This is a genomic window from Pseudomonas sp. GW704-F2, from assembly GCF_059423025.1.
Map to the genome: position 1 here is coordinate 154,282 of NZ_JBWKXO010000008.1, position 22,301 is coordinate 176,582.

22 protein-coding genes are annotated in these 22,301 nt (G+C 61.4%); 14 read left to right on the forward strand and 8 right to left on the reverse strand.

Features of this window, described 5'->3' with window-relative positions:
• Nucleotides 1–95 precede the first annotated feature (95 nt).
• From AC07W0_RS09580 to AC07W0_RS09595, 4 genes are all read left to right on the forward strand, one after another.
• Nucleotides 96–500, forward strand: a complete 405-nt coding sequence (locus AC07W0_RS09580; RefSeq protein WP_017844967.1) for an acyl-CoA thioesterase — start codon at nucleotides 96–98, stop codon at nucleotides 498–500.
• A gap of 98 nt (nucleotides 501–598) precedes the next feature.
• On the forward strand, nucleotides 599–2,530 hold the full coding sequence (locus tag AC07W0_RS09585) for a patatin-like phospholipase family protein (protein WP_102617726.1): 1,932 nt from the start codon (nucleotides 599–601) through the stop codon (nucleotides 2,528–2,530).
• Nucleotides 2,531–2,601: 71 nt separating this feature from the next.
• Nucleotides 2,602–3,489, forward strand: coding sequence for a formate/nitrite transporter family protein (locus AC07W0_RS09590; RefSeq protein ID WP_017844965.1), 888 nt, complete (start codon nucleotides 2,602–2,604; stop codon nucleotides 3,487–3,489).
• 178 nt (nucleotides 3,490–3,667) lie between these two features.
• A complete protein-coding gene (locus AC07W0_RS09595; RefSeq protein WP_046381781.1) occupies nucleotides 3,668–4,054 on the forward strand; it encodes an MAPEG family protein in 387 nt (128 codons plus the stop codon).
• A gap of 52 nt (nucleotides 4,055–4,106) precedes the next feature.
• Here the strand turns inward: AC07W0_RS09595 and mltA are convergent, their stop codons facing one another.
• A complete protein-coding gene (gene mltA / locus AC07W0_RS09600; protein ID WP_046487957.1) occupies nucleotides 4,107–5,291 on the reverse strand; it encodes a murein transglycosylase A in 1,185 nt (394 codons plus the stop codon).
• Nucleotides 5,292–5,420: 129 nt separating this feature from the next.
• Between mltA and AC07W0_RS09605 the strand changes: the two genes are divergently transcribed.
• Nucleotides 5,421–5,870: a c-type cytochrome gene (locus AC07W0_RS09605; protein ID WP_017844962.1), complete on the forward strand. Its 450-nt coding sequence runs from the start codon at nucleotides 5,421–5,423 to the stop codon at nucleotides 5,868–5,870.
• A 5-nt stretch (nucleotides 5,871–5,875) separates the two neighbouring features.
• Here the strand turns inward: AC07W0_RS09605 and AC07W0_RS09610 are convergent, their stop codons facing one another.
• The 5 genes from AC07W0_RS09610 to AC07W0_RS09630 form a co-directional block, all read right to left on the reverse strand.
• Nucleotides 5,876–6,271 (reverse strand): DUF1090 domain-containing protein, encoded by a 396-nt coding sequence (locus tag AC07W0_RS09610; RefSeq protein WP_017844961.1) that lies wholly within the window; start codon nucleotides 6,269–6,271, stop codon nucleotides 5,876–5,878.
• 39 nt (nucleotides 6,272–6,310) lie between these two features.
• Nucleotides 6,311–7,972, reverse strand: coding sequence for an NAD-dependent DNA ligase LigB (gene ligB, locus AC07W0_RS09615; RefSeq protein ID WP_102617725.1), 1,662 nt, complete (start codon nucleotides 7,970–7,972; stop codon nucleotides 6,311–6,313).
• A 99-nt stretch (nucleotides 7,973–8,071) separates the two neighbouring features.
• Entirely contained in the window at nucleotides 8,072–8,422 is a 351-nt protein-coding gene (locus AC07W0_RS09620) for a DUF1090 family protein (RefSeq protein WP_017844959.1), read from the reverse strand.
• A 219-nt stretch (nucleotides 8,423–8,641) separates the two neighbouring features.
• Complete coding sequence (gene metK / locus AC07W0_RS09625; RefSeq protein ID WP_017844958.1) at nucleotides 8,642–9,832, reverse strand: methionine adenosyltransferase; 1,191 nt, start codon at nucleotides 9,830–9,832, stop codon at nucleotides 8,642–8,644.
• A gap of 19 nt (nucleotides 9,833–9,851) precedes the next feature.
• On the reverse strand, nucleotides 9,852–10,847 hold the full coding sequence (locus AC07W0_RS09630; protein WP_102617724.1) for an ArsR/SmtB family transcription factor: 996 nt from the start codon (nucleotides 10,845–10,847) through the stop codon (nucleotides 9,852–9,854).
• 259 nt (nucleotides 10,848–11,106) lie between these two features.
• On the opposite strand from AC07W0_RS09630, the gene tkt reads away from it, so the two are divergent.
• The 6 genes from tkt to fba all read left to right on the forward strand — a co-directional run bounded on the left by tkt (nucleotide 11,107) and on the right by fba (nucleotide 17,553).
• Nucleotides 11,107–13,104: a transketolase gene (gene tkt / locus AC07W0_RS09635; RefSeq protein WP_017844956.1), complete on the forward strand. Its 1,998-nt coding sequence runs from the start codon at nucleotides 11,107–11,109 to the stop codon at nucleotides 13,102–13,104.
• Nucleotides 13,105–13,313: 209 nt separating this feature from the next.
• Nucleotides 13,314–14,363 carry an erythrose-4-phosphate dehydrogenase gene (gene epd, locus AC07W0_RS09640; protein ID WP_017844955.1) on the forward strand — a complete coding sequence of 350 codons (1,050 nt, stop codon included), beginning with the start codon at nucleotides 13,314–13,316 and terminating at the stop codon, nucleotides 14,361–14,363.
• An 18-nt stretch (nucleotides 14,364–14,381) separates the two neighbouring features.
• Nucleotides 14,382–15,545, forward strand: a complete 1,164-nt coding sequence (locus tag AC07W0_RS09645; RefSeq protein ID WP_102617722.1) for a phosphoglycerate kinase — start codon at nucleotides 14,382–14,384, stop codon at nucleotides 15,543–15,545.
• A 26-nt stretch (nucleotides 15,546–15,571) separates the two neighbouring features.
• The gene (locus AC07W0_RS09650; protein WP_017844953.1) at nucleotides 15,572–15,799 is read left to right on the forward strand and encodes a hypothetical protein; all 228 of its coding nucleotides are present in this window, start codon (nucleotides 15,572–15,574) and stop codon (nucleotides 15,797–15,799) included.
• A 60-nt stretch (nucleotides 15,800–15,859) separates the two neighbouring features.
• Nucleotides 15,860–16,192, forward strand: a complete 333-nt coding sequence (locus AC07W0_RS09655) for an MliC family protein (RefSeq protein WP_046381786.1) — start codon at nucleotides 15,860–15,862, stop codon at nucleotides 16,190–16,192.
• Between the two features lie 296 nt (nucleotides 16,193–16,488).
• Entirely contained in the window at nucleotides 16,489–17,553 is a 1,065-nt protein-coding gene (gene fba / locus AC07W0_RS09660; RefSeq protein WP_003177554.1) for a class II fructose-bisphosphate aldolase, read from the forward strand.
• Nucleotides 17,554–17,734: 181 nt separating this feature from the next.
• Here fba and AC07W0_RS09665 read toward each other — a convergent pair whose 3' ends face one another.
• Nucleotides 17,735–18,400 (reverse strand): polysaccharide lyase family 7 protein, encoded by a 666-nt coding sequence (locus AC07W0_RS09665; RefSeq protein WP_102617721.1) that lies wholly within the window; start codon nucleotides 18,398–18,400, stop codon nucleotides 17,735–17,737.
• A gap of 312 nt (nucleotides 18,401–18,712) precedes the next feature.
• Between AC07W0_RS09665 and AC07W0_RS09670 the strand changes: the two genes are divergently transcribed.
• Genes AC07W0_RS09670 through AC07W0_RS09680 form a run of 3 tightly spaced genes read left to right on the forward strand, consistent with a single transcriptional unit; the run spans nucleotide 18,713 to nucleotide 21,678 of the window.
• The gene (locus AC07W0_RS09670; RefSeq protein WP_017844950.1) at nucleotides 18,713–20,818 is read left to right on the forward strand and encodes a putative bifunctional diguanylate cyclase/phosphodiesterase; all 2,106 of its coding nucleotides are present in this window, start codon (nucleotides 18,713–18,715) and stop codon (nucleotides 20,816–20,818) included.
• A 43-nt stretch (nucleotides 20,819–20,861) separates the two neighbouring features.
• The gene (locus tag AC07W0_RS09675; protein WP_102617720.1) at nucleotides 20,862–21,362 is read left to right on the forward strand and encodes a M48 metallopeptidase family protein; all 501 of its coding nucleotides are present in this window, start codon (nucleotides 20,862–20,864) and stop codon (nucleotides 21,360–21,362) included.
• 19 nt (nucleotides 21,363–21,381) lie between these two features.
• Nucleotides 21,382–21,678 (forward strand): winged helix-turn-helix domain-containing protein, encoded by a 297-nt coding sequence (locus tag AC07W0_RS09680; RefSeq protein WP_102617719.1) that lies wholly within the window; start codon nucleotides 21,382–21,384, stop codon nucleotides 21,676–21,678.
• Nucleotides 21,679–21,736: 58 nt separating this feature from the next.
• On the opposite strand, the gene AC07W0_RS09685 is transcribed toward AC07W0_RS09680, so the two are convergent.
• Nucleotides 21,737–22,189, reverse strand: coding sequence for a GNAT family N-acetyltransferase (locus AC07W0_RS09685; protein WP_017844948.1), 453 nt, complete (start codon nucleotides 22,187–22,189; stop codon nucleotides 21,737–21,739).
• Nucleotides 22,190–22,301: the final 112 nt, after the last annotated feature.

The window sequence follows — 22,301 nt, forward strand, 5'->3', positions numbered from 1 at the left end:
TCCCGCATGGGGGCGATAGGCAATGGCGCATAGAGCTTGCGCCCAGGCTCTGCCATGATATTGCCCATCATTCGGCAAGACGCTTTGGAGTGACCATGAACTTCCACACCCGCAAATGGGTAAAACCTGAAGACCTCAACCCCAACGGCACCCTGTTCGGTGGCAGCCTGCTGCGTTGGATCGACGAGGAAGCAGCCATCTACGCGATTGTCCAATTGGGCAACCAGCGCGTGGTGACCAAGTACATTTCTGAAATCAACTTCGTCAGCGCCTCGCGCCAGGGCGACATCATCGAGCTGGGCATCACCGCCACCGATTTCGGCCGCACCTCCATCACCCTGACCTGTGAAGTGCGCAACAAGATCACCCGCAAAAGCATCCTCACCGTGGAAAAAATGGTCTTCGTCAACCTCGGCGAAGACGGTTTGCCCGCGCCTCACGGCCGGACCGAGATCAAATACGTGAAAGACCAGTTCAAGGAAGACAGCCCTCCTGCGTAACCGCACAGCGGTTTGATTGCTTTACCAAATCATTCCGCGTGGATCTTTCCCAGGCTTTCTCACGACTCAGGACTACGTTCTGTATCGAGAGCCTATGTATGAAAGTGTCGTCCAATCCGGCTGCGCAGATGCAGCCGCTTTCGCTCCAGTCATCGCAAGCCCCCCTCAGCCAAGACGTGAAAACCACGTTGGTTGAGGCCGCAGGACCGCGCAAACTGAGTCTTTCCCGCAATATTGACGGCCAGGTGGAGGTGGTGTTGTCGCCGCCACCGCCCAGCCATCTGGTGCTCAGCGGCGGAGGTGCCAAAGGCATTGCCTATCCGGGAATGGTGCAGGCGCTGGAGGACAGTGGGAAGCTGCAAGGTATCCAGGTTATTTCCGGCTCATCCGCCGGCGCGATTTCTGCCTCGTTGCTCGCCAGCGGCATGAACGCCGAGGTCTTCGGCAAGCTATCGAACCGCATCGACCTGCCGAGCCTGTTGAACAGCGACGACCCGTTGACGGCCTGGCTGCAAGAGGCCAGTGCTCGCCTGGGCAAACTCACCCGGCGCTTGCCAGGCCCGGCGGGCAATATCTCTCAATTGTTGCTGACCATGATGCCGCGCCTGCAAACCGAGGCGCGTCCCTTGGAGCAATTGCTGCGCAATGAGTCGCGCCAATCGGTCCTTGCCCATATCGCCGCTACGCCAAGGGCCACCCGGCCTGGTGAAGTCATGAAAATCGCCGACCGGCTCAGCGCCGGCGAGGCTCCGACGTTTCGCGATCTTGAGGTGTTGAACCGACATATCCCGGCGATCAAACCGCTCAATATCACCGGCACAGGGATGTTCGACGGCCGCCCGCAACTGGTGACGTTCAACGCCAGCCTGACCCCGGACATGGACATCGCCCGCGCCGCGCACATCTCGGCGTCGTTGCCGGTGCTTTTCAAGCGCCCTGGCGAGCAGGGGCATGCCTTCCAGGAAACCGCCGAAGCCACTGCATTCCAGGACGGCGGCCTGCTGCTCAACACGCCGGCCCCCGGGGTGATCGAGCCCTCGTTTGCAGAAAGCCCGTTGAGCCAGCACGAGTCTCTGATCGTCAAGTTTGAAGCCGAAGACGCAGCGATGCCGAAAAAAGGCGGCGGTTTTTTCAGCAGCCTCGTCGACAAGCTGACGGGAACGCCCCATGCGTCCGCCGAGGCCTATCAAAATGAGCGGCTCAAGGCGTTTGCCGAGCAGACCGTGGTCCTGCCGCTGAAGACGGATAAGGGGGACTTTCGCGGCACGCTCAACGGCACCGTGAATTTCACCATGAGCGCGCAAGACAAGCAGCATCTACAGGCACAGGCGCGCAAAACCGTGGCGGCGCACTTGGAACAACGCGACACGGTGCGCGAGCATCACACGTTTGCCTCGTTGGATGACGCGGTGCTGGCAATGGACGATGCGATGCTGGCCAGTGCGCAGGCAACCTTGCAGAAAGACCCGGCCGCCGCCGCGGTGTTGATGTTCAGACAGAACGCACAACAAGCGCTGCAAACCCTGGACAGTGCCATTGCCAAGGTGAACCAGGCCCACGACACCCTGATCTTCACACCTGAGCTGTCTGCCGCGCTGCGTAACCTGGATGCGCTCGCCAGCCGGCCTGAGCACGTCGAGTGGCTGGGGCGTCGATTGAATGCCGCGGGGCAGCGCAATTTTCAGCAGTTGTTGCAGGTGGCGGCCAAGCAGGCTTCGGGCGCCTCGCCGATGTCCAGCGTCATGGCCAGTGCGGTCGTCGAAATGAAACGGCGCGACATCGCGGTAAAGGCCGAAAATTTCACCCGCGAGGTCATCTACCCATCGCTGTACCGGCCGGGCCAGACCGACGCCAATGTCGACCTGCTGCAACGCGCTGCGGCGGATTTGGCCAAGGCGACCACCCCCGCGGCGTTCAACCGGGTGCTCGACGAGATCATTCGGCACTACGGCGCGCGCAACAAGCCCTGGTCAAAACCGTTCAGCTCGACCACGGTGGAGATGGCCAAGGCCTGGCGCATACCGGTTTAGTTGCCAGGCCACTGAACAGCCATCGCTCCAGCCTGTCGTAGCTACAGGCACCCCTTGGACTCTGGAGCATCATGGCCACGCACGACGACGGCAAGACCCCCAACCTGTCGAAGGAAGAGCAGCACGACGTCGACAAGAACCAGCCACCCCGCGCGGCGGTGCTGCATGAAATCATCCGCACCCAGGGCGATCAGGAACTGGAGCGCACGGTGGCGGCATTGTGGTGGTCGGCGCTGGCGGCCGGCCTGACCATGGGCCTGTCATTGATGGGCATGGGCCTGCTCAACTCGCGCCTGCCGGACGGTGAAGGGTTCAAAGTCATCGCCAGTTTCGGTTACTGCGCGGGCTTTTTGGCGGTGATTCTCGCGCGTCAGCAGTTGTTCACCGAAAACACCCTGACCGCAGTGCTGCCGGTGATGAGCAAACCGACCCTGGCCAATGCCGGGCGCTTGCTGCGGCTGTGGACGGTGGTGCTGGTGGGCAACCTGTGCGGCACCTTGCTGGTGGCTTATGTGATGCTGCACCTGCCGATCTTCGATACCAAGACCGACCAGGCCTTCCTTGAGATCGGACGCAAAGTCATGGAAAACGCCCCCGGCCAGATGTTCGCCAAGGGCATCGTTTCCGGCTGGATGATCGCCACCATGGTGTGGATGATTCCGTCGATGGAAAGCGCCAAGCTCTGGATCATCATCCTGATCACCTACTTGATGGCGCTGGGGGATTTCACCCACATCGTGGTCGGCTCGGCGGAAGTGTCTTACCTGGTATTTGCCGGTGAACTGCCGTGGAAGGATTTCTGGCTGATATTCGCCGGGCCGACCCTGGCCGGCAATATCATTGGCGGCAGCTGTATCTTTGCGCTGATCAGTCATGCGCAGATCCGCAGCGAAAGCAGCTTGCCGGGTAAGGTTGCAGCGGACCCGAGGCATCCGCAGCGGATCAATAAGGATCAGTGAGCGGCAGAATCAACGCGCTGCCGACACAACCCATGGCGGTTGGGGGTGTGCGTTTTGATGAGCTACGCTTGAGTGCTTTGGGCCATGCGGTTGGGCGCAGAGCCTGTGGCTGGATGCGGATCTGCATGTTTGTGATAAAGCGTTGATCGCCTTGATAAAACCAAAAAAGGAATGAGTGATGACTGTCGCTTTCTGGTGTGTATTGATTGCAATCTTTCTGCCGTACCTGTGTACCGGTGTGGCCAAATTCAGTGGCGGCAAGTTCGGGCCACGGCAGAACCATGACCCGCGTGCCTTCCTCGATACCCTGGAAGGCTTCGCCAAACGCGCCCATAACGCGCAGCTCAACAGCTTTGAAGTGACCCCGGCGTTTGCTGCCGCAGTGATCATCGCGCACCTGGCCGGCACCGCCGAACTGGTCACGATCAATGTCCTCGCGGTGCTGTTTATCACCAGCCGCCTGCTGTACATCATCTGCTACCTGGCGGACTGGGCCATCCTGCGCTCGCTGGTGTGGGCGGTGGGCATGGCGTTGATTGCGAGTTTCTTCTTCGTCTCGATCTAACGCTTGCCGCAGTGTGGGGGCTGGCTTGCCCCACACTGTCGGTCAGCGTCCGTCAGGTGCCGGCCGGGGCATCCGGTACCTGGGGTAATGCGGCGCCCTTTGGCCACAACATCCAGATCTGCCCCTGCTGCTTCATATTCCCTGCCAGTTCGCCTGCGGCCGCCCCTGTGCCCCAGAACAAGTCTGCGCGCACTTCGCCGGTGATTGCGCCGCCAGTATCCTGCGCGGCGACGGGGCGCACGATCGGCGCACCGTCCGGGCGTGTGGTCGACAGCCACAACAGGCTGCCCAGCGGAATCACCTTGCGATCCACCGCCACGCTGTAGCCGGCGGTCAGCGGCACGTTCAGCGAGCCGCGAGGGCCTTCGTTGCTGTCGGGGCGGGCGCTGAAGAACACGTAGCTGGGGTTGCTCGCCAGCAGTTCCGGAATGCGCTGCGGATGCGCCTTGGCCCAGGCGCCGATAGCACCCATGGTCACGTCTTCTTTCTTCAGCTCGCCTTGCTCCACCAGCCAGCGGCCGATGGGGCGGTAGGGGTAGCCGTTCTGGTCGCCATAGCCGATGCGCAATTGGCGCCCGCCTGCCAGTTGAATCCGCCCCGAACCCTGGATCTGCAGGAACTGCAGGTCCATCGGGTCAGTCAGCCATGCGATCGGCTTGGCGGTGGAGCCTTGGCCGTTGATCGTGCTGGCGTCGTCATACGGCTTGAGCACACGACCTTCCAGGCGGCCGCGCAGGCGCTTGCCCTTGAGTTCCGGGTAGATGCTTTCGAGGTTGACGATGATCAGGTCGTCCGGCACGCCATACACCGGCACGTGGGCGGTGGGGGTTTCGGTCAGGCTGCCGGGGTAGACGGGTTCGTAGTAGCCGGTGATCAGGCCGTTCGGTGTGTTGTCGGCCGAGCGCAGGCCGAATACGTCCAGGCGTTCCTTGAGAAAACCGCGAACCGCCGCGGCATCGCCTGGCACCGCCGTTGCCGCCGCGCAGGTCGTGCCCCACACCGGGTCAGCCTTGAGGCGTTGGCAGGCGCTGCGCCAGGACTCAAACCCGGCCAGCAGTTCGCTGTCGGACACCGCCGGCAGGGCTTCCCACGGTGCGTTCACATAGGTGGCCACCGCATGGGGTTTGATTGTTTCATCTTTGTGCGTGTCCTTGCCCGCATCGCAGCCGGCCAGCACCGCGATCATCGGTAGAGCCCACGCCAGACGGCGGCTCCAGGGTTTCAAAGCGATATTCATACAAGCAATTCCTGAAGCGATTGCCCGTGCGTCGACGCGTTTGGGCAACCCTTATCGTTAATAGGGCTATTGGTCTTTGCGGGTGGGGCGAGGATACTGGCCGCCGTTTCCCGTGACCTCGAAGCCACCATGACTTTTAAAAAACTGACTGTTGTACTGCTGGCCTGCCTGGCGCTGTCCGCCTGTGGCGGCGTTGATCCGAATTCGCCCCTGGGCCAGCGCAAAGCGATCTTCAAGCAAATGCTCAAGACCGGCGAAGACCTGGGTGGCATGTTGCGTGGGCGCATCCCGTTCGACGGCGCGAAGTTCGCCGAAGGCGCGGTCAAGCTCGATGCGTTGTCCCATGAGCCATGGAAGCATTTTCCGAGCGTGCGTGAGGAAGACCACACCAGCGCCAAGGACGACGTCTGGCAAAAACAGGCGCAATTCCAGCAAATGGCCCGTGACCTCGAAGCGGCCACCGGTGAATTGGTGATCGCAAGCCAGGTGCAGCCTTACAAGGCCAGTAACCTTTCGCCTGCAGTGCAGAAAGTCGAAGATGCCTGCAGCGCCTGTCATAAGCAGTTCCGGGACCACTGACCGGTTTACTGGTCGAGTTCTTCCACCGCATCCTGCAGTGCTTTGCGCGACTCGGCCAGTTTGTCCTTGCGTTTGTTGATCTTGTCCGCGTCGCCTTTTTTCATCGCCTTGTCGAGGTCGGCCTGACGGCGGCTGACGTCATGCTTGGCGTCGAGCACTTTGTTTTCGCGTTCCTTTTTCAAGGTCGCGTCGTTGCAGTTGGCCGTGACTTCACTCAGGGCTTTCTCCAGGCCGGCCTGTTGCGCGCTGTCACCATGGGCCTTGGCCTGTTCGATCTGGGTGCTGATGGCCTGGCGCTTGGCGGCGCAGCCGGTCAGCGGGGTTGCTTCTTCGGCTGCCAGCAGCGGCGTCGCCATGAAGCATGCGACGGTCAGCAGGGCAAAAGGGGCTAAAAATTTCATATGGAGCTCCAAAGTCGCAATCTGATGGCCGGGTCGGGTTCAAAACCCGTCTATTCCGGCCACGCGTAGTGTCTCAGCCAAAGCCTGTATCTGCGGGTCGCGAAAAAAAGCGCTGAGTTGCGCCGCGCGGCCCGGGCCGATGCCATCCAGGGCCAGCCAGGCTTGGGTGTCCTTGGCAACCAGCGCCTGCCAGTCGCCTTCCAGGTTATTGCGTGCCGCAGGCGGTACACCCAGGGCTTTGAGCCATTGAGCGAAAGGCCGTTGCCGCGCGCTTTGGATACTGTCGAGCACCCGCGCACGGCTGCGATCGCCGAAGCCCTCAATGTTAGCAAGCTCTGCCGCATCGAGGGTCAACCAATCGAGGAAGCCTGCGATTAGACCGGCCTGGATCAATACGTTCCACGTCTCCCGGCCCATATGCGGCAGGCCCAGGCCCTGGTTGCCGCTCAACCAGGTCAGGCGCGACAGCAACTGTTCTTCGCAGCCAGGGTCCAGTTGCCAGCAACTCAGGGCGTGAAAGTCCCGGGCGTTGGGGACTTGGATGTCCACTCGGGTCTCGTTGCGCAGGACCACCTCGTCCAGTCGCGGGATGACCTGGCCGGCGAGGCTGATGGCGACCTGGTCGCCGGGGCGGATATCCAGGGTTTTCCAGCGTTGCAGGGAGCCGGTGCTGACGCGGCTGATCTGCCGGTCGTCCAGGCGCACCGGTTCGAGTTCCAGGATAGGGGTGATGCGCCCGGTGCGGCCGATGTTGAACTGCACCTTGCGTACCAGCGCGAGGGCTTTGGCGGCGGGGTATTTCCAGGCGACTGCCCAGTAAGGCGCACTGACCTGCCAGCGCTTGGCGGGTGCGCGCGTGGCCTGGTGCAGCACGACGCCATCACTGGCAAATGGCAGTGGATGATTGTACCAGTAGGTGCGCCAGCGGGCGGCGCCGGCGATGTCCTGGATGGGCCGGCTGTAGCGTTGGCTGTCGATGAAGCCCCAGCCTGCCAGGGTGGCCAGGCGCTCGGTGAAGTCCGCCGGGCCATCGGGCCAGGCCCAGACAAACAGACCGATCCCGGCGGCCTCGGCGTCGCTCAACTGTCGACGGTTCATCAAACCGGCCACCTTGCTGCGCGCATTGAGCCCGCCCAGGCTTGATTGCACATGGTCGTCGAGACGCCAATAGAGCTCACCTTGCAGCACCAGGTCGATGGGCTCCGGCAGTTGCTGGACGATACCGGGGATTTTTTTCGCGCAGGCCGACCAGTCCTGGCCGAGCAGGCCGTCGCCCCGGCTGATCACTTGGTGCAGGCGCCCCTGGCGGTACACCAGGCTCACGGCGACACCATCGACCTTGGGCTGGACCCACACATCTTGGCGAACCTGGAGCCATTCGCCGACGGCGTGTTCGTCGAGCAATTTGTCCAGGCCCGTATGGGCCACCGGGTGCGGCGAGGTGCCCCGTGAGCTGGCCAGAGGCTTGTCGGCCAGCGCCGCCGGTTGCGGGAAACACCGCTGCCAGTGAGCCAGGCACTGGCGGGCCTGGTCGTAGAGTTCGTCGCTGATGGGCGAATGGCCGAGCCGGTGGTAACTGTCGTCCCAAAGGCTGATTTGCCGAGCCAGCGGGCCGATTTGTGCCCGTGCGTCATCGGGGCACTCTTCAGCCCTGGCCAACCCGGTTAGAACACTGAGTAAAAGAACGATCAGCAAGCGCATCGGGAGCATCCTTGCTCGGTAAGGGACGTTCAGCCTAAGGGATCTTCGCGCCCACAAAAAAGCCCCGACAGAGCGGGGCTTTTTACCGGGTGTTTCTGCTTACTTGAACAGACCACCCAGGGCTTTCACGGCATCGTTGTTTTCTGCCTTGGCCTGCTGCTTTTGCTGCTTGGCATCGACGTTGGCCTGGGACTCGGCGAGTTTGTTACAGCCTTTGTTGACCTGCTCCAGCGCAGCTTCGAAGGCCTTCACTTTCAACGCGTCGTTCTTGGCATTGGCCGCGTCGATCTTGGTTTGCAGGTCTTTGGCATGCTGCTGGCAGTCGCCGGAGTTGCCGCCACCGAGCTGGGAGCTCAGTGCGCCACTCAGTGCGCTCAGGTCGGCGGCGTTCACCGGCAGGGCAAACAGGCTGAGCAGCAGGGCGGCAGGGGCGAGCGTGGAAATTTGCATGAAAACCTCAATGTCCGATTGCCTGCGCGCTGATGAGTCCCGGGCCGGCGCAGTGCAATATCCAGAATAAGGTGGAGGGCCCGAGAGGGCGCGGATTCTAGTGGGCCACTATTTAGCCTGCAAGGTTTGGATCCAAAAAATGTGAACACCGAGGCGAATCTCCCGACAATAAAAAGCCCCGCCGGGCGAACCCGGCAGGGCTTTGGGTAGCGCAAGCGATTACAAGCCGGCAGCGATACGCAGGTCGTTGGCGCGGTCGGTTTTTTCCCAGGTGAAGGTGGTGAAGGTGTCGTCGCCGACCGTCTTCTGCGCCGGGGTACGGCCGAAGTGGCCGTAGGCCGCGGTTTCCTGGTACATCGGGTGCAGCAGGTCGAGCATGGTGGTGATCGCGTAAGGGCGCAGGTCGAAGATCTCGCGCACCAGTTTGACGATCTTGTCATCGCTGATCTTGCCGGTGCCGAAGGTGTTCAGCGAGATCGACGTAGGCTGGGCCACGCCGATGGCGTAGGACACCTGAATCTCGCAACGCTCGGCCAGGCCAGCGGCGACGATGTTCTTGGCCACGTAGCGGCCGGCGTAGGCCGCCGAACGGTCAACCTTGGATGGGTCTTTGCCGGAGAACGCGCCACCGCCGTGACGGGCCATGCCGCCATAGCTGTCGACGATGATCTTGCGCCCGGTCAGGCCGCAGTCGCCCACCGGGCCACCGATGATGAACTTGCCGGTCGGGTTGATGTGGAACTGGGTGTCCTTGTTCAGCAGTTCAGCTGGCAGCACGTGCTTGACGATCAGCTCCATCACGCCTTCGCGCAAGTCGGCGTAGGAAACGTCCGGGTTGTGCTGGGTCGACAGCACGACAGCATCGATACCGACCACTTTGCCGCCTTCATAACGGCACGTCACCTGGGACTTGGCGTCCGGACGCAGCCACGGCAGCAGGCCGGATTTGCGGGCTTCGGCCTGGCGCTGCACCAGTTGGTGCGAGAAGGTGATCGGCGCTGGCATCAGCACGTCGGTTTCGTTGCTGGCGTAGCCGAACATCAGGCCCTGGTCGCCGGCGCCCTGGTCTTCTGGCTTGGCGCGGTCGACACCCTGGTTGATGTCCGGGGACTGCTTGCCGATGATGTTCATCACGCCGCAGGTCGCGCCGTCGAAGCCGACGTTGGAGCTGTTATAGCCGATGTTGGTGATCACCTCGCGGACGATATGCTCCAGGTCGACCCAGGCCGTGGTGGTGACTTCGCCGGCGATGATCGCCACGCCCGTTTTCACCAGAGTCTCGCACGCCACACGGGCGAACTTGTCTTCAGCAATGATGGCGTCCAGCACCGCATCAGAAATCTGGTCGGCGATTTTGTCCGGATGCCCTTCAGACACGGACTCGGAGGTGAAAAGGGAGTATTCGCTCATCTCGATGTTTTCCTGATATTTACCGATGGTGAGTGTCGCCAGCCGGTCGCTGAAAATGGCGGACCTGGATCTGGAAACCATTACGTAAACCTACATAGAGGCTTTCCCCGGGAACGAGTCCCGCAGCGGTGGCCCAACGGGCCAGATCGTCCTGTTCAAAACCCAACCAGAGATCACCGCAGGCCTCCCTGGCCCAATTCTGGTTGTGGCTGCATAAATCTGTAACCAGCAGGCTACCGCCGGGTTGCAGCAAATTCGCCATCTGCTTGAGGGCGTCGGCGGGGGCGGCGAAATGGTGCAGGACCATGTTCAGCACCACGCAATCGGCCCGCAGGCTGGTGTCATTCAGGGCATCGGCCAACTGCAGGCTGACGTTGCCCAAGGCCTCGCGCTCGCACAGCTGGCGTGCCAGTTCGAGCATCGCCGGGCTGTTCTCCAGCGCCGTGACCTGTTGAAAGCGGCGCGCCAGTTCCGGCAAAAAGCCGCCATCGCCAGGCCCGACTTCCAGGGCCGTCGCTTTATGACTGAAGCTCAGCTTGTCCAACAACGCCAGTACACTTTCGCGATATTGCGGCAAGCCGGCGATCAGGTCTTGCTGAGCGCGAAACTTCTCGGCGACCCGTGAGAAAAAGTCCTGGCTGGCCGCCGCACGCTGCCCGTGAACCTGGCCGATGCGTGATTGCACGTCGCCGGGCAGGCTCAAGTTGTCCACTTCTTCCAGCAGCGCGCTGTGCAGCTTGCCGCCGAGCAACTCGGTGTGGGGCAGGGCGCGGCGGTAAAAAATCGCATTGCCTTCGCGGCGAGTGGCCACCAGGTCGGCCTGGGCCAGGACCTTCAAGTGATGGCTCATGCCCGATTGGCCGATGGCGAAGATCTGCGCCAGTTCCAGCACGCCGAAGGAATCGTTGGCCAGCACCCGCAAGACGTTCAGGCGCAACGGATCGCCAGCGGCCTTGCATAAGGCAGCCAGTTCATCGCCATCGTCGGGACGCAGGGAGGGCACGGGTAGGTTCATAAGGCCAGCAGTCTAGTGACGGGTGGAAATCATCGCAAGGCCAATATCAAAAAGTTTTGATATTGGTCGATAAGTGGCGGTTATAAGCGAGCGCTATTCCCGTTAGACGAAGCGGCGGCAGGGTTCTGCAGGCGATTGCCGCGCAAACCACAGGAAAAACGCCCTCAAGTGACTATCTGTCATTGCCCGCAGGCGGTGGCTGAGGGAAAATGCCGGTCCTTTTTTCCGTTTCTTTTATTCAACCCTCAGGAGAACAGCGATGCCCAGCCGTCGTGAGCGTGCCAACGCCATTCGTGCCCTCAGCATGGATGCCGTGCAAAAAGCCAACAGCGGCCATCCCGGTGCCCCGATGGGCATGGCGGATATCGCCGAGGTACTCTGGCGTGACTACCTGAAACACAACCCGACCAACCCGTCTTTCGCCGACCGTGACCGCTTCGTGCTGTCCAACGGCCACGGCTCGATGCTGATCTACTCGCTGCTGCACCTGACCGGCTACGATCTGACCATCGACGATCTGAAAAACTTCCGCCAGTTGCACAGCCGTACCCCGGGTCACCCGGAATTCGGCTACACCCCAGGCGTCGAGACCACCACCGGTCCCCTGGGCCAAGGCCTGGCCAACGCCGTCGGTTTCGCTCTGGCTGAAAAAGTCCTGGGCGCGCAGTTCAACCGCCCCGGCCACCACATCGTCGACCACCACACCTACGTATTCCTGGGTGATGGCTGCATGATGGAAGGCATTTCCCATGAAGTCGCTTCCCTGGCCGGTACCTTGGGCCTGGGCAAGCTGATTGCCTTCTACGACGACAACGGCATCTCCATCGACGGCGAAGTCGAAGGCTGGTTCACCGACGACACCCCTAAGCGTTTCGAAGCCTATAACTGGCAGGTGATCCGCAACGTCGACGGCCACGACCCGGAAGAAATCAAGACCGCCATCGACACCGCCCGCAAGAGCGAGCAGCCGACCCTGATCTGCTGCAAGACCACCATCGGTTTCGGCTCGCCGAACAAGCAAGGCAAAGAAGACTGCCACGGCGCCCCGCTGGGTGACGCGGAAATCGCCCTGACCCGTGAAGCGCTGAAGTGGAACTACGGCCCGTTCGAAATCCCGGCCGACATCTACGCCGAATGGGATGCCAAGGAACAAGGCCTGGCCACCGAAGCCGAGTGGGACCAGCGTTTCGCCGCCTACTCCGCCGAATTCCCGGAGCTTGCCAATGAGCTGGTACGCCGCCTCGCCGGTGACCTGCCTGCCGACTTCGCGGAAAAAGCCTCGGCCTACATCGCCGAAGTCGCGGCCAAGGGCGAGACCATCGCCAGCCGTAAAGCCAGCCAGAACACCTTGAACGCCTTTGGCCCGCTGCTGCCTGAGTTCCTCGGCGGTTCGGCCGACCTGGCCGGTTCCAACCTGACCCTGTGGAAAGGTTGCAAAGGTGTCTCCGCCGAAGACGCCAGCGGTAACTACATGTACTACGGCGTGCGCGAATTCGGCATGAGCGCGATCATGAACGGCGTGTCCCTGCATGGCGGTCTGGTGCCTTACGGCGCGACCTTCCTGATGTTCATGGAATACGCGCGCAACGCAGTGCGTATGGCCGCGCTGATGAAGAAACGCGTGATCCACGTGTACACCCATGACTCCATCGGCCTGGGCGAAGACGGCCCGACCCACCAGCCGGTCGAGCAATTGACCAGCCTGCGCACCACGCCGAACCTGGATTGCTGGCGCCCAGCCGACGCGGTCGAATCCGCCGTGGCCTGGAAACACGCGATCGAGCGCAAGGACGGCCCTTCGGCGCTGATCTTCTCCCGTCAGAACCTGCAACATCAGGTTCGCACTGACGCGCAGATCGCTGACATCAGCCGTGGTGGCTACGTGCTCAAGGACTGCATCGGCGAGCCGGAGCTGATCCTGATCTCCACCGGTTCCGAAGTCGGCCTGACCGTTCAGGCCTACGACAAGCTGACTGCCCAGGGCCGCAACGTGCGCGTGGTGTCCATGCCTTGCACCAGCGTGTTCGAAGCCCAGGACGCCGACTACAAGCAATCGGTGTTGCCGCTGCAGGTCAGCGCGCGTATCGCCATCGAAGCGGCTCACGCCGACTACTGGTACAAGTACGTGGGCCTGGAAGGCCGCGTGATCGGCATGACCACCTACGGTGAGTCGGCGCCGGCGCCAGCCTTGTTCGAAGAGTTCGGTTTCACCCTGGAAAACATCCTGGGTCAGGCTGAAGAGCTGCTGGAAGACTAAAAGCGCGAACGCGGTGGCCAACTGGCTGCTGCACACAGATGTGCGGTGGCGACTGCCCATCGCACCCACTGTAGGAGCGAGCTTGCTCGCGAAGAACGAGAGAGCGCCGCGTCAAACCAGAGACGCTGCGTTATCGTTGACGATCTTCGCGAGCAAGCTCGCTCCTACATTGGTTAGATGGTTTGTGTCGCCCACACTGCGAGAACCCCATGCCCCAACCGCGTCCCTACAAAGTTGCACTCAACGGCTACGGCCGTATTGGTCGTTGCGTCTTGCGTGCTCTGTTCGAGCGAGGGGCGGCGGCCGGGTTTGAGATTGTCGCGATCAACGATTTGGCCGACATGGCCAGCATCGAATACCTGACACGCTTTGACTCCACCCACGGCCGGTTCCCCGGCGAAGTGCGGGTGGAAGGCGATTGTCTGCATATCAAGGGCGACTGCGTGAAAGTGCTGCGCAGTGCCACCCCCGAGGGCATCGACTGGGCGGCGCTGGGCGTCGACCTGGTGTTGGAATGCTCCGGTGCCTATAACACCCGTGCCGACGGCCAGCGTTTTCTCGATGCCGGCGCGCCGCGTGTGCTGTTTTCCCAGCCGATGGCCAGTGAGGCGGATGTCGACGCCACCATCGTCTACGGCATCAACCAGGATTGCCTGACCGGCGCTGAGCGGCTGGTGTCCAACGCTTCCTGCACCACCAACTGCAGCGTGCCGTTGTTACGCCTGCTGGACCAGGCGATCGGCGTGGACTACGTGTCGATCACCACCATCCACTCGGCGATGAACGACCAGCCGGTGATCGACGCGTATCACCATGAAGACCTGCGCCGCACGCGTTCGGCGTTTCAGTCGGTGATTCCGGTGTCCACCGGTCTGGCGCGTGGCATCGAACGGCTGTTGCCGGAACTTGCCGGGCGAATTCAGGCCAAAGCCGTGCGGGTGCCGACGGTGAACGTTTCATGCCTGGACATCACCATGCAAACCGTCAGCGACACCGATGCGGTGGAGGTCAACCGGATTCTGCGCGACGCCGCCACCAGCGGCCCGCTCAAAGGTTTGCTGGCCTACACTGAGTTGCCCCACGCCAGTTGTGATTTCAACCATGACCCGCATTCGGCGATTGTCGATGCCAGCCAGACCCGCGTTTCCGGCCCGAGGCTGGTGAATATCCTGGCCTGGTTCGACAACGAATGGGGGTTTGCCAACCGAATGCTGGACGTCGCAGAACACTATCTGCAAACAGCCTCTCCAAAACTTTAGCCTCAGGAATTGCCACCCATGACCGTGTTGAAGATGACCGACCTCGATCTGCAAGGTAAACGCGTACTGATTCGCGAAGACCTCAACGTCCCAGTCAAGGACGGTGTTGTCACCAGCGATGCGCGAATCCTGGCCTCGCTGCCGACCATCAAGCTGGCCCTGGAAAAAGGTGCGGCCGTGATGGTCTGCTCCCACCTGGGTCGTCCGACCGAAGGTGAGTTCTCGGCCGAAAACAGCCTCAAGCCTGTGGTCGATTACCTGAGCAAGGCCCTGGGCCGCGACGTGCCGCTGGTGGCTGACTACCTCGGCGGCGTCGACGTGAAAGCCGGCGACGTCGTGCTGTTCGAAAACGTGCGCTTCAACAAGGGCGAGAAAAAGAACAGTGACGAACTGGCCCAGCAATACGCCGCCCTGTGCGACGTGTTCGTGATGGACGCCTTCGGCACCGCCCACCGCGCCGAAGGTTCGACCCACGGCGTGGCCAAGTTCGCCAAGGTCGCTGCCGCCGGCCCGTTGCTGGCTGCCGAGCTGGACGCGCTGGGCAAGGCCCTGAAGGCGCCGGCCCAACCAATGGCGGCCATCGTGGCCGGTTCCAAAGTCTCTACCAAGCTGGACGTGCTCAACAGCCTGAGTCAGGTCTGCAACCAGTTGATCGTCGGCGGCGGCATTGCCAACACCTTCCTGGCCGCAGCCGGTCACCCGGTGGGCAAGTCGCTGTACGAGCCGGACCTGCTGGACACCGCTCGCGCCATCGCGGCCAAGGTCAGCGTGCCGCTGCCGGTGGACGTGGTCGTGGCCAAGGAATTTGCCGAAAGCGCTGAAGCCACCGTCAAACTCATCGATGACGTGGCCGCTGACGACATGATCCTGGACATCGGCCCGCAAACCGCAGCCAACTTCGCGCAATTGCTGAAAGCCTCCCGGACCATCCTGTGGAACGGCCCGGTCGGTGTGTTCGAGTTCGACCAGTTCGGCAACGGCACCAAAGTGCTGGCCAAGGCCATTGCCGAAAGCTCGGCATTCTCCATCGCTGGCGGCGGCGACACTCTGGCGGCCATCGATAAATATGGCGTTGCCGACCAGATCTCCTACATTTCCACCGGTGGCGGCGCGTTCCTCGAGTTCGTCGAAGGCAAGGTCCTGCCGGCGGTTGAAGTCCTGGAAAGCCGAGCCAAAGGCTGAGGCAGATCAGGAAAAGGAGCCTTCCCATGATCAAGTCGTTGGCACTGGTGATCGCAGCGGGCCTGTTGGCCGGCTGCGGCAGCACGCCGAGCGCGGCGCCGGCACCTGGAAAGGCGCTGCCGGCGCAGAAAAAAAGCTGCTACCAAGCCGATTGGCAAGCCGAGACCATGCCGGTGATCAACAAGCGCATGGGCAACGAACGGCTGGAGAAATACGACTCTGCGCCCAACGGTCAGGAACAGGGTTGCCCTTGAAGGGTCTGATCAACTAACCGACTGCAACGCAGGCCCAAGGCCTGCGTGCGAGGATTGGCAATGAAAGGCGTTTTCGCCCTGGTAGCACTGGCGTTATTGGCCGGTTGCAGCAGCATGAACATGTTCAACAAGGCAGAGCCTGCCGACAAATGGACGACCTGGACCTGCGACAGCAAGGCCGAGGTCAACTGGCGCTTTGCCAACCCGGCCCGCACCGAAGTGGATGTCCGCCTCGGCGGCTCGACCCAGGTTTACCGCCTCAAGCAGGACGTGGCGGCATCGGGTGTGCTCTACAGCAACGATCAGTTGGCGTTTCACACAAAAGGTGAGGAAGGCCTGGTTTACTGGGTGGCCACCGACGATCTGATCGGGCGTGGCTGCAAGGCCCAGTAAAAGAACACGGTCTCAACATTAATGAGATCCCAATGTGGGAGGGGCGGTGCGACGATTCGACTTGCCTCCGATAGCGTTGGGTCAGCCACCCGCGATGTCGACAGGTAAATCGCCGTCGCGGGCAAGCCCCCTCCCACATTGATACGGTTTCAAAGTGATGTCGGCGTTGAGTCCGGCTCACAAAAAACGATTCAGCAGGCCAGGTATGCAAAGCCTGACCGGCAATAACTTGAATAGCAGCCGCCGCTACGGCAGGCTTGCACGATTAACGACCCTCGACCGGGAGAGACAACACAATGGCACTTATCAGCATGCGTCAAATGCTGGACCACGCAGCCGAGTTCGGCTACGGCGTCCCAGCCTTTAACGTCAACAACCTTGAGCAGATGCGCGCCATCATGGAAGCCGCTGACAAGACCGACTCCCCAGTGATCGTCCAGGCTTCGGCCGGTGCGCGTAAATACGCCGGCGCCCCGTTCCTGCGTCACCTGATCCTCGCCGCGATCGAAGAATTCCCGCACATCCCGGTGTGCATGCACCAGGATCACGGCACCAGCCCGGACGTGTGCCAGCGTTCCATCCAACTGGGCTTCAGCTCGGTGATGATGGACGGCTCCCTCGGCGAAGACGGCAAGACCCCGACCGACTACGAGTACAACGTGCGCGTCACCCAACAAACCGTGGCCATGGCTCACGCCTGCGGCGTCTCGGTTGAAGGCGAGCTGGGCTGCCTGGGTTCCCTGGAAACCGGCATGGCTGGCGAAGAAGACGGCATCGGCGCCGAAGGCGTGCTGGATCACAGCCAGATGCTGACCGACCCGGAAGAAGCCGCCGACTTCGTCAAGAAGACCCAGGTCGACGCCCTGGCCATCGCCATCGGCACCAGCCACGGCGCCTACAAGTTCACCAAGCCGCCTACCGGCGACGTGCTGGCCATCGACCGCATCAAGGAAATCCACAAGCGCATCCCCAACACCCACCTGGTGATGCACGGTTCTTCCTCGGTGCCGCAAGAGTGGCTGGCGATCATCAACCAGTACGGCGGCGACATCAAAGAAACCTACGGCGTACCGGTTGAAGAAATCGTCGAAGGCATCAAGTACGGCGTGCGCAAGGTCAACATCGACACCGACCTGCGCCTGGCATCCACCGGCGCGATGCGTCGCCTGATGGCCACCAACCCGAGCGAATTCGACCCACGTAAATTCTTCGGTGCCACCGTGACCGCGATGCGCGATGTGTGTATCGCACGTTATGAAGCGTTTGGTACTGCGGGCAATGCTTCGAAGATCAAGCCGATCTCCCTGGAAGCGATGTACCAGCGTTACCTGAAAGGTGAGTTGAACGCTAAGGTGAACTAAGCCTCAAGCGTTTAAAAAGAAGCCCGCAGCGATGCGGGCTTTTTTTGCGGCTGGAATTTGATCAGCTTGCAGGCGTGTAGGACCAGCACCGAGTCCTAAGGCTACACAGGGGAACGGCGTTTACCAGGGCGTGCTCATTGTGCTGATCAGACAATCCCTGCTCGTAATGAGGCCAATCCGTTCACTCGTGATCAATATCCAACTTCGCAAACGTCACCTTCGCCCCTTCCTTGCTATCCCCGCTATTGTCCTGCACATATGCCCCCGCCTTGAAATACAGCGGCTTGCTGCCCCAGGCCGCGCCAATGCGCTCATTCCACTGCCCGTCGGCTGCTACGACACTGAGCAACCCGGCTTTGTTGAGGTTGATCACGTAGGTAAAACTCTTCTCTAGCGGCACATTGGAGGCGACGATGATCACCCGGCTTTCATCGTCGTCCGGGCGCATGCGGACCTTGGCGACGATGTTGCCGGTCTGGGTTTTTTCCTTGAACTGGTATTCCACCTTGATCAAGGGTTTCTGGCTGTCGTAGGCGTGGATCTGGCCGATGACGATTTTCCCGGAGGAGGGCACCTGGTTGACGGCCAGCGTGGCGCGCAGATAATTGTCGGCTTCGGGGTAGGTCCAGTTGCGCAGACGCCCGTCGGCGTAGGTTTCGCGCAGTTCGCTGCGGGGGTAAATGGCGTTCTCGGTACGTGTGCCGGTGACGGGTGTCCAGAATTGCACGTTGCTGCCTTCGGCCTGGAAATATTGGTCATTGAAGCCACTCATCAGCTTCGGGGTGTTGATGGTCGCGGGGGGCGAGCCGACCGGAATGCTCAGGTTCCAGGTGGAAAGATCAATCATGGCGTAGGCCTTTTTACAGATAGGTATAGGCTTTGGCCCTTGGGCCAGACAGCATCTTTATAGGCGGTAGTCCGCCGCTTGTTAATGAATGCCTGGCAAATTATTGACGCCAAGGGAATGTCAAAAAGCCATGTTCCCCATGAACCGTGGGCTGCAGGGGTTGACCGTTAGTCGGCTTAGCAGTCTTTGGTGCGATGATGGCCCCCGCTTCACTTCTGATTTTTGGGAACCAAGGCTAGAGTGAGACCTCAGTGCTTGCCCGGGTTTTCTCTCAGAACTGACCGGTGCGGTACCTTAAGGAAGAGACGTAGCATGGAATGCGCTCCACACCAAGGCGATGGCGGTTCGGTTCTTCTGGTGGTCGATGACTACCCGGAAAATCTGATTAGCATGCGCGCCCTTTTGCAAGGTGATGACTGGCAGGTGGTGACCGCCGGTTCCGGCCTGGAGGCTCTGGAACTGTTGCTCCAGCACGAGGTAGACCTGGTGCTGCTCGACGTGATGATGCCCGGCATGGACGGTTTTGAAGTCGCCCGCCTGATGCGCGGCAGCCAGCGCACGCGCATGACGCCGATCATCTTTCTCAGCGCGAATGCGCAATCGCCGGCCGCCGTGCTGGAAGGTTATGCCAGCGGCGCCATCGATTACCTGTTTAAACCCTTCGACCCGCATATCCTCAAGCCCAAGGTCCAGGCGTTGCTGGAGCAGCAGCGCACCCGTCGGGCGTTGCAGCGCCTGAGCCATGACCTGGAGTCCGCCCGCGCCTTCAATGCCTCGGTGCTGGACAACGCCGCCGAAGGCATCCTTGTGGTGAGTGATGCGGGCGTGATCGAGTACGCCAACCCGGCGATTTCGCGCCTGCTCAATGCCACGCACGATGAACTCAAGGGCAAGGATTTTTTGAGTTTCCTGCAAAAACCCCATGTGCCTGCCTGGCTGGAATCGCAGATGTACGCCGGTTTCCGTCAAGGCCAAACCTGGCGTTTGCATGATGCGATCTTGCGTACCGGCCGCGGTCAGCAGGTGCCGGTGGCGCTCTCTTGTGCGCCGTTGCCCGCCGAGCAGAAGGCCATGGTGGTGACCGTGTTGGACATGTCCGAGGTCTGCCACCTGCATCAGCAACTGGAGTTCCAGGCGGTGACCGACCCGCTGACCGGGTTGTTGAACCGTCGTGGCTTTTACCAGGCCGTGGAAAACTCCCTGCTGCGCAGCGATCGCACCGAGCAGTCGCTGGTCTTGTTGTACCTGGACCTCGACGGCTTCAAACGGGTCAACGACTCGCTGGGGCATGACGCGGGTGATCGGGTGCTGCGCTGGGTTTCGGAACAGTTGCAGAGCTGCCTGCGTTCCTACGACATTCTCGGACGCATGGGTGGGGATGAATTCACGGCGTTGTTGGAACTGGAGTTCCCCGAACAGGCGGCGAAGATTGCGGAAAAACTGATCGAGCGGGTGTCTGTTTGCCAACAGGTGGATGGCTTGGAGGTAATGCTCGGGGTCAGCATCGGCATCGCGACTTTTCCGGATTGCGGCTCGGACTTGGGCGGCCTGTTGCGTGCGGCTGACATCGCCATGTATGAGGCCAAGCGTGCGGGGCGTCAGCAATATCGCTATTACGATCAGGAAATGAACGGTCGTGCCCGCTCGCGGCTGATGCTCGAGGACAGCGTGCGCAACGCCATTCAGAACAAGGATTTCACCCTGGTGTACCAGCCCCAGGTGTCTCTGGAGGACGGCCATCTGCGCGGCGTCGAGGCGTTGTTGCGCTGGCAGCACCCGAGTGTCGGCGATGTACCGCCGGGGCTGTTTTTGCCGCTGCTGGAAGAGGCGCGGCTGATCAGCCAGTTGAGTGCCTGGATCTACCACCAGGTCGCCGCTCAGCGTCAGGTGTGGCAAGCCATGTTCGAGGATGAACTGGTGTTGAGCGTGAGCCTGAGCAGCAGCCAGTTCAACATGCCCAACCTGGCGAGCCAACTGCAGCAAGTACTCGACCGACATGGGTTGCAGGGGCGCCAGTTGGAGGTGGAAATCGGCGAGGACAGCCTGATGCATAACCTCGAAGCGTCCGCCAAGCAGTTCAAGTTACTGCGCGCGGTCGGGGTACGCATCGCCCTGGATGATTTTGGTTCCGGCCACTGTTCCCTGGCCCATCTGCGCGACCTGCCATTCGACACGCTCAAGCTGGACCGCCAATTGGTCGCGGGCCTGCCGGGCTCCGCGCGGGATGCGGCGATGGCCCGCAGCATTATCGAGTTGTGCGGGCATTTCGGTGTGCTGGTAGTCGCCGAGGGCGTAGAGACGCTGGAGCAAGCCCAGTGGCTCAAGGCCAATGGTTGCCCGTTTGTCCAGGGGCCATGGGCGGCCCCACCGTTGATGGCCGGGGCGGTGGTCGACTGGTTGCGCGCCCGTTCCTGCTGAATTCGCTACACTGGCGCCCATTCGAACCCTGTTGCAGACCTCAATGACCGCGCTGAAATACCTCCAGGCCTATCCCGCTGCCCTTCAGGAGCAAGTGCGCCAACTGATCGCCAAGGACCAGTTGGGCGCCTACCTGGAGCAGCGTTACCCCGAACGTCACGCCGTGCAGAGCGACAAGGCCCTGTATGCCTACGCGCTGGCCTTGAAACAGGAGCACCTGCGCAACGCGCCGGCTATCGACAAAGTGCTGTTCGATAACCGCCTCGACCTGACCCACCGTGCCCTCGGCCTGCACACCACGATTTCGCGGGTGCAGGGCGGCAATCTGAAGTCCAAGAAAGAAATCCGGATCGCCGCGCTGTTCAAGGAGGCCGCCCCGGAATTTCTGCGCATGATCGTGGTACACGAACTGGCGCACTTCAAGGAATTGGACCACAACAAAGCGTTCTACAAACTCTGTGAGTACATGATGCCGGGCTACCATCAGGTGGAATTCGACCTGCGCGTGTACCTCACGTATCGCGACCTGCAGGGAAAACCCTGACTTTCCAAGGCGGTTGACCATGGATGTGAGCAAGACCAAGAGCAGCTTCTACCGCCGCCTGTACGTGGCGTATCTGATCGACAGCCAGCAGGCCAGCAGCGTGCCGGCGCTGACCGAGGTGACGGGCATGCCCCGGCGCACCGCGCAGGACACGATTGCGGCATTGGCGGATCTGGATATCGTCTGCGAGTTCGAGCAGGAAGACGGCGCGCGCAATCATGCGGGGGGCTATCGGATTCGCGACTGGGGCGCGATCGATCGGCGGTGGATCGAGGCGAATCTGGCGTCGATCAAACAGGTCTTGGCTTATCCCTGAGGCTTGGCGGTCAGCTGGGCTGACGCTATCGCGAGCAAGCCCGCTCGCGATGGGGCCATCAGGCGCGCCGCATGCCGATGTGCGGAATGTCGTCCTCAAGGTATTCCTCACCCGCCACCAAAAAACCATACCGCGCGTAATACCCCTGCAAATGCGCCTGGGCTGAGAGAAAGATCGGCGTCTCTGGCCAGATATCGTCAATCTGCTTGAGGGTTTCCTCCATCAGCAGATGCCCCAGCCCGGTGCCGCGTGCCATCGGTGCCACGATCACCCGGCCGATCACCACATCCCCGGCCTGGGTCTCCGGGTCCAGCAGGCGCAGGTAGGCCACCAGGTCGTCGCCTTTCCAGGCCATCAGATGGTGGGTATCGCCTTGCAGGTCCTGCCCGTCGATGTCCTGGTAGACGCACTTTTGCTCGACAACGAAGACCTCGCTGCGCAGGCGCAGAATGGCGTACAGCTGTTCCTTGCCCAGGTCGTTGTGATGTTTGCAGACCCATTCGACTGTCATGGTGTGGTTCTCTTGGAAGTGTCTGTCCCGGATAGTAAGCGCGGCGGGCACTTCTGTCTAAATCGACTGTTTTGATCAGTGACATCAATCTGCCATCATTGTATGCATTCAG

Coding starts and splice junctions, on each gene's coding strand:
- AC07W0_RS09675 (WP_102617720.1), top strand. CDS start 20,862: ATGACCGCGCTGAAATACCTCCAGGCCTATCCCGCTGCCCTTCAGGAG.
- AC07W0_RS09655 (WP_046381786.1), top strand. CDS start 15,860: ATGAAAGGCGTTTTCGCCCTGGTAGCACTGGCGTTATTGGCCGGTTGC.
- AC07W0_RS09630 (WP_102617724.1), bottom strand. CDS start 10,847: ATGAACCTACCCGTGCCCTCCCTGCGTCCCGACGATGGCGATGAACTG.
- AC07W0_RS09580 (WP_017844967.1), top strand. CDS start 96: ATGAACTTCCACACCCGCAAATGGGTAAAACCTGAAGACCTCAACCCC.
- AC07W0_RS09650 (WP_017844953.1), top strand. CDS start 15,572: ATGATCAAGTCGTTGGCACTGGTGATCGCAGCGGGCCTGTTGGCCGGC.
- epd (WP_017844955.1), top strand. CDS start 13,314: ATGCCCCAACCGCGTCCCTACAAAGTTGCACTCAACGGCTACGGCCGT.
- mltA (WP_046487957.1), bottom strand. CDS start 5,291: ATGAATATCGCTTTGAAACCCTGGAGCCGCCGTCTGGCGTGGGCTCTA.
- tkt (WP_017844956.1), top strand. CDS start 11,107: ATGCCCAGCCGTCGTGAGCGTGCCAACGCCATTCGTGCCCTCAGCATG.
- AC07W0_RS09610 (WP_017844961.1), bottom strand. CDS start 6,271: ATGAAATTTTTAGCCCCTTTTGCCCTGCTGACCGTCGCATGCTTCATG.
- AC07W0_RS09685 (WP_017844948.1), bottom strand. CDS start 22,189: ATGACAGTCGAATGGGTCTGCAAACATCACAACGACCTGGGCAAGGAA.
- AC07W0_RS09645 (WP_102617722.1), top strand. CDS start 14,382: ATGACCGTGTTGAAGATGACCGACCTCGATCTGCAAGGTAAACGCGTA.
- ligB (WP_102617725.1), bottom strand. CDS start 7,972: ATGCGCTTGCTGATCGTTCTTTTACTCAGTGTTCTAACCGGGTTGGCC.
- AC07W0_RS09590 (WP_017844965.1), top strand. CDS start 2,602: ATGGCCACGCACGACGACGGCAAGACCCCCAACCTGTCGAAGGAAGAG.
- AC07W0_RS09620 (WP_017844959.1), bottom strand. CDS start 8,422: ATGCAAATTTCCACGCTCGCCCCTGCCGCCCTGCTGCTCAGCCTGTTT.
- metK (WP_017844958.1), bottom strand. CDS start 9,832: ATGAGCGAATACTCCCTTTTCACCTCCGAGTCCGTGTCTGAAGGGCAT.
- AC07W0_RS09665 (WP_102617721.1), bottom strand. CDS start 18,400: ATGATTGATCTTTCCACCTGGAACCTGAGCATTCCGGTCGGCTCGCCC.
- fba (WP_003177554.1), top strand. CDS start 16,489: ATGGCACTTATCAGCATGCGTCAAATGCTGGACCACGCAGCCGAGTTC.
- AC07W0_RS09670 (WP_017844950.1), top strand. CDS start 18,713: ATGGAATGCGCTCCACACCAAGGCGATGGCGGTTCGGTTCTTCTGGTG.
- AC07W0_RS09605 (WP_017844962.1), top strand. CDS start 5,421: ATGACTTTTAAAAAACTGACTGTTGTACTGCTGGCCTGCCTGGCGCTG.
- AC07W0_RS09680 (WP_102617719.1), top strand. CDS start 21,382: ATGGATGTGAGCAAGACCAAGAGCAGCTTCTACCGCCGCCTGTACGTG.
- AC07W0_RS09585 (WP_102617726.1), top strand. CDS start 599: ATGAAAGTGTCGTCCAATCCGGCTGCGCAGATGCAGCCGCTTTCGCTC.
- AC07W0_RS09595 (WP_046381781.1), top strand. CDS start 3,668: ATGACTGTCGCTTTCTGGTGTGTATTGATTGCAATCTTTCTGCCGTAC.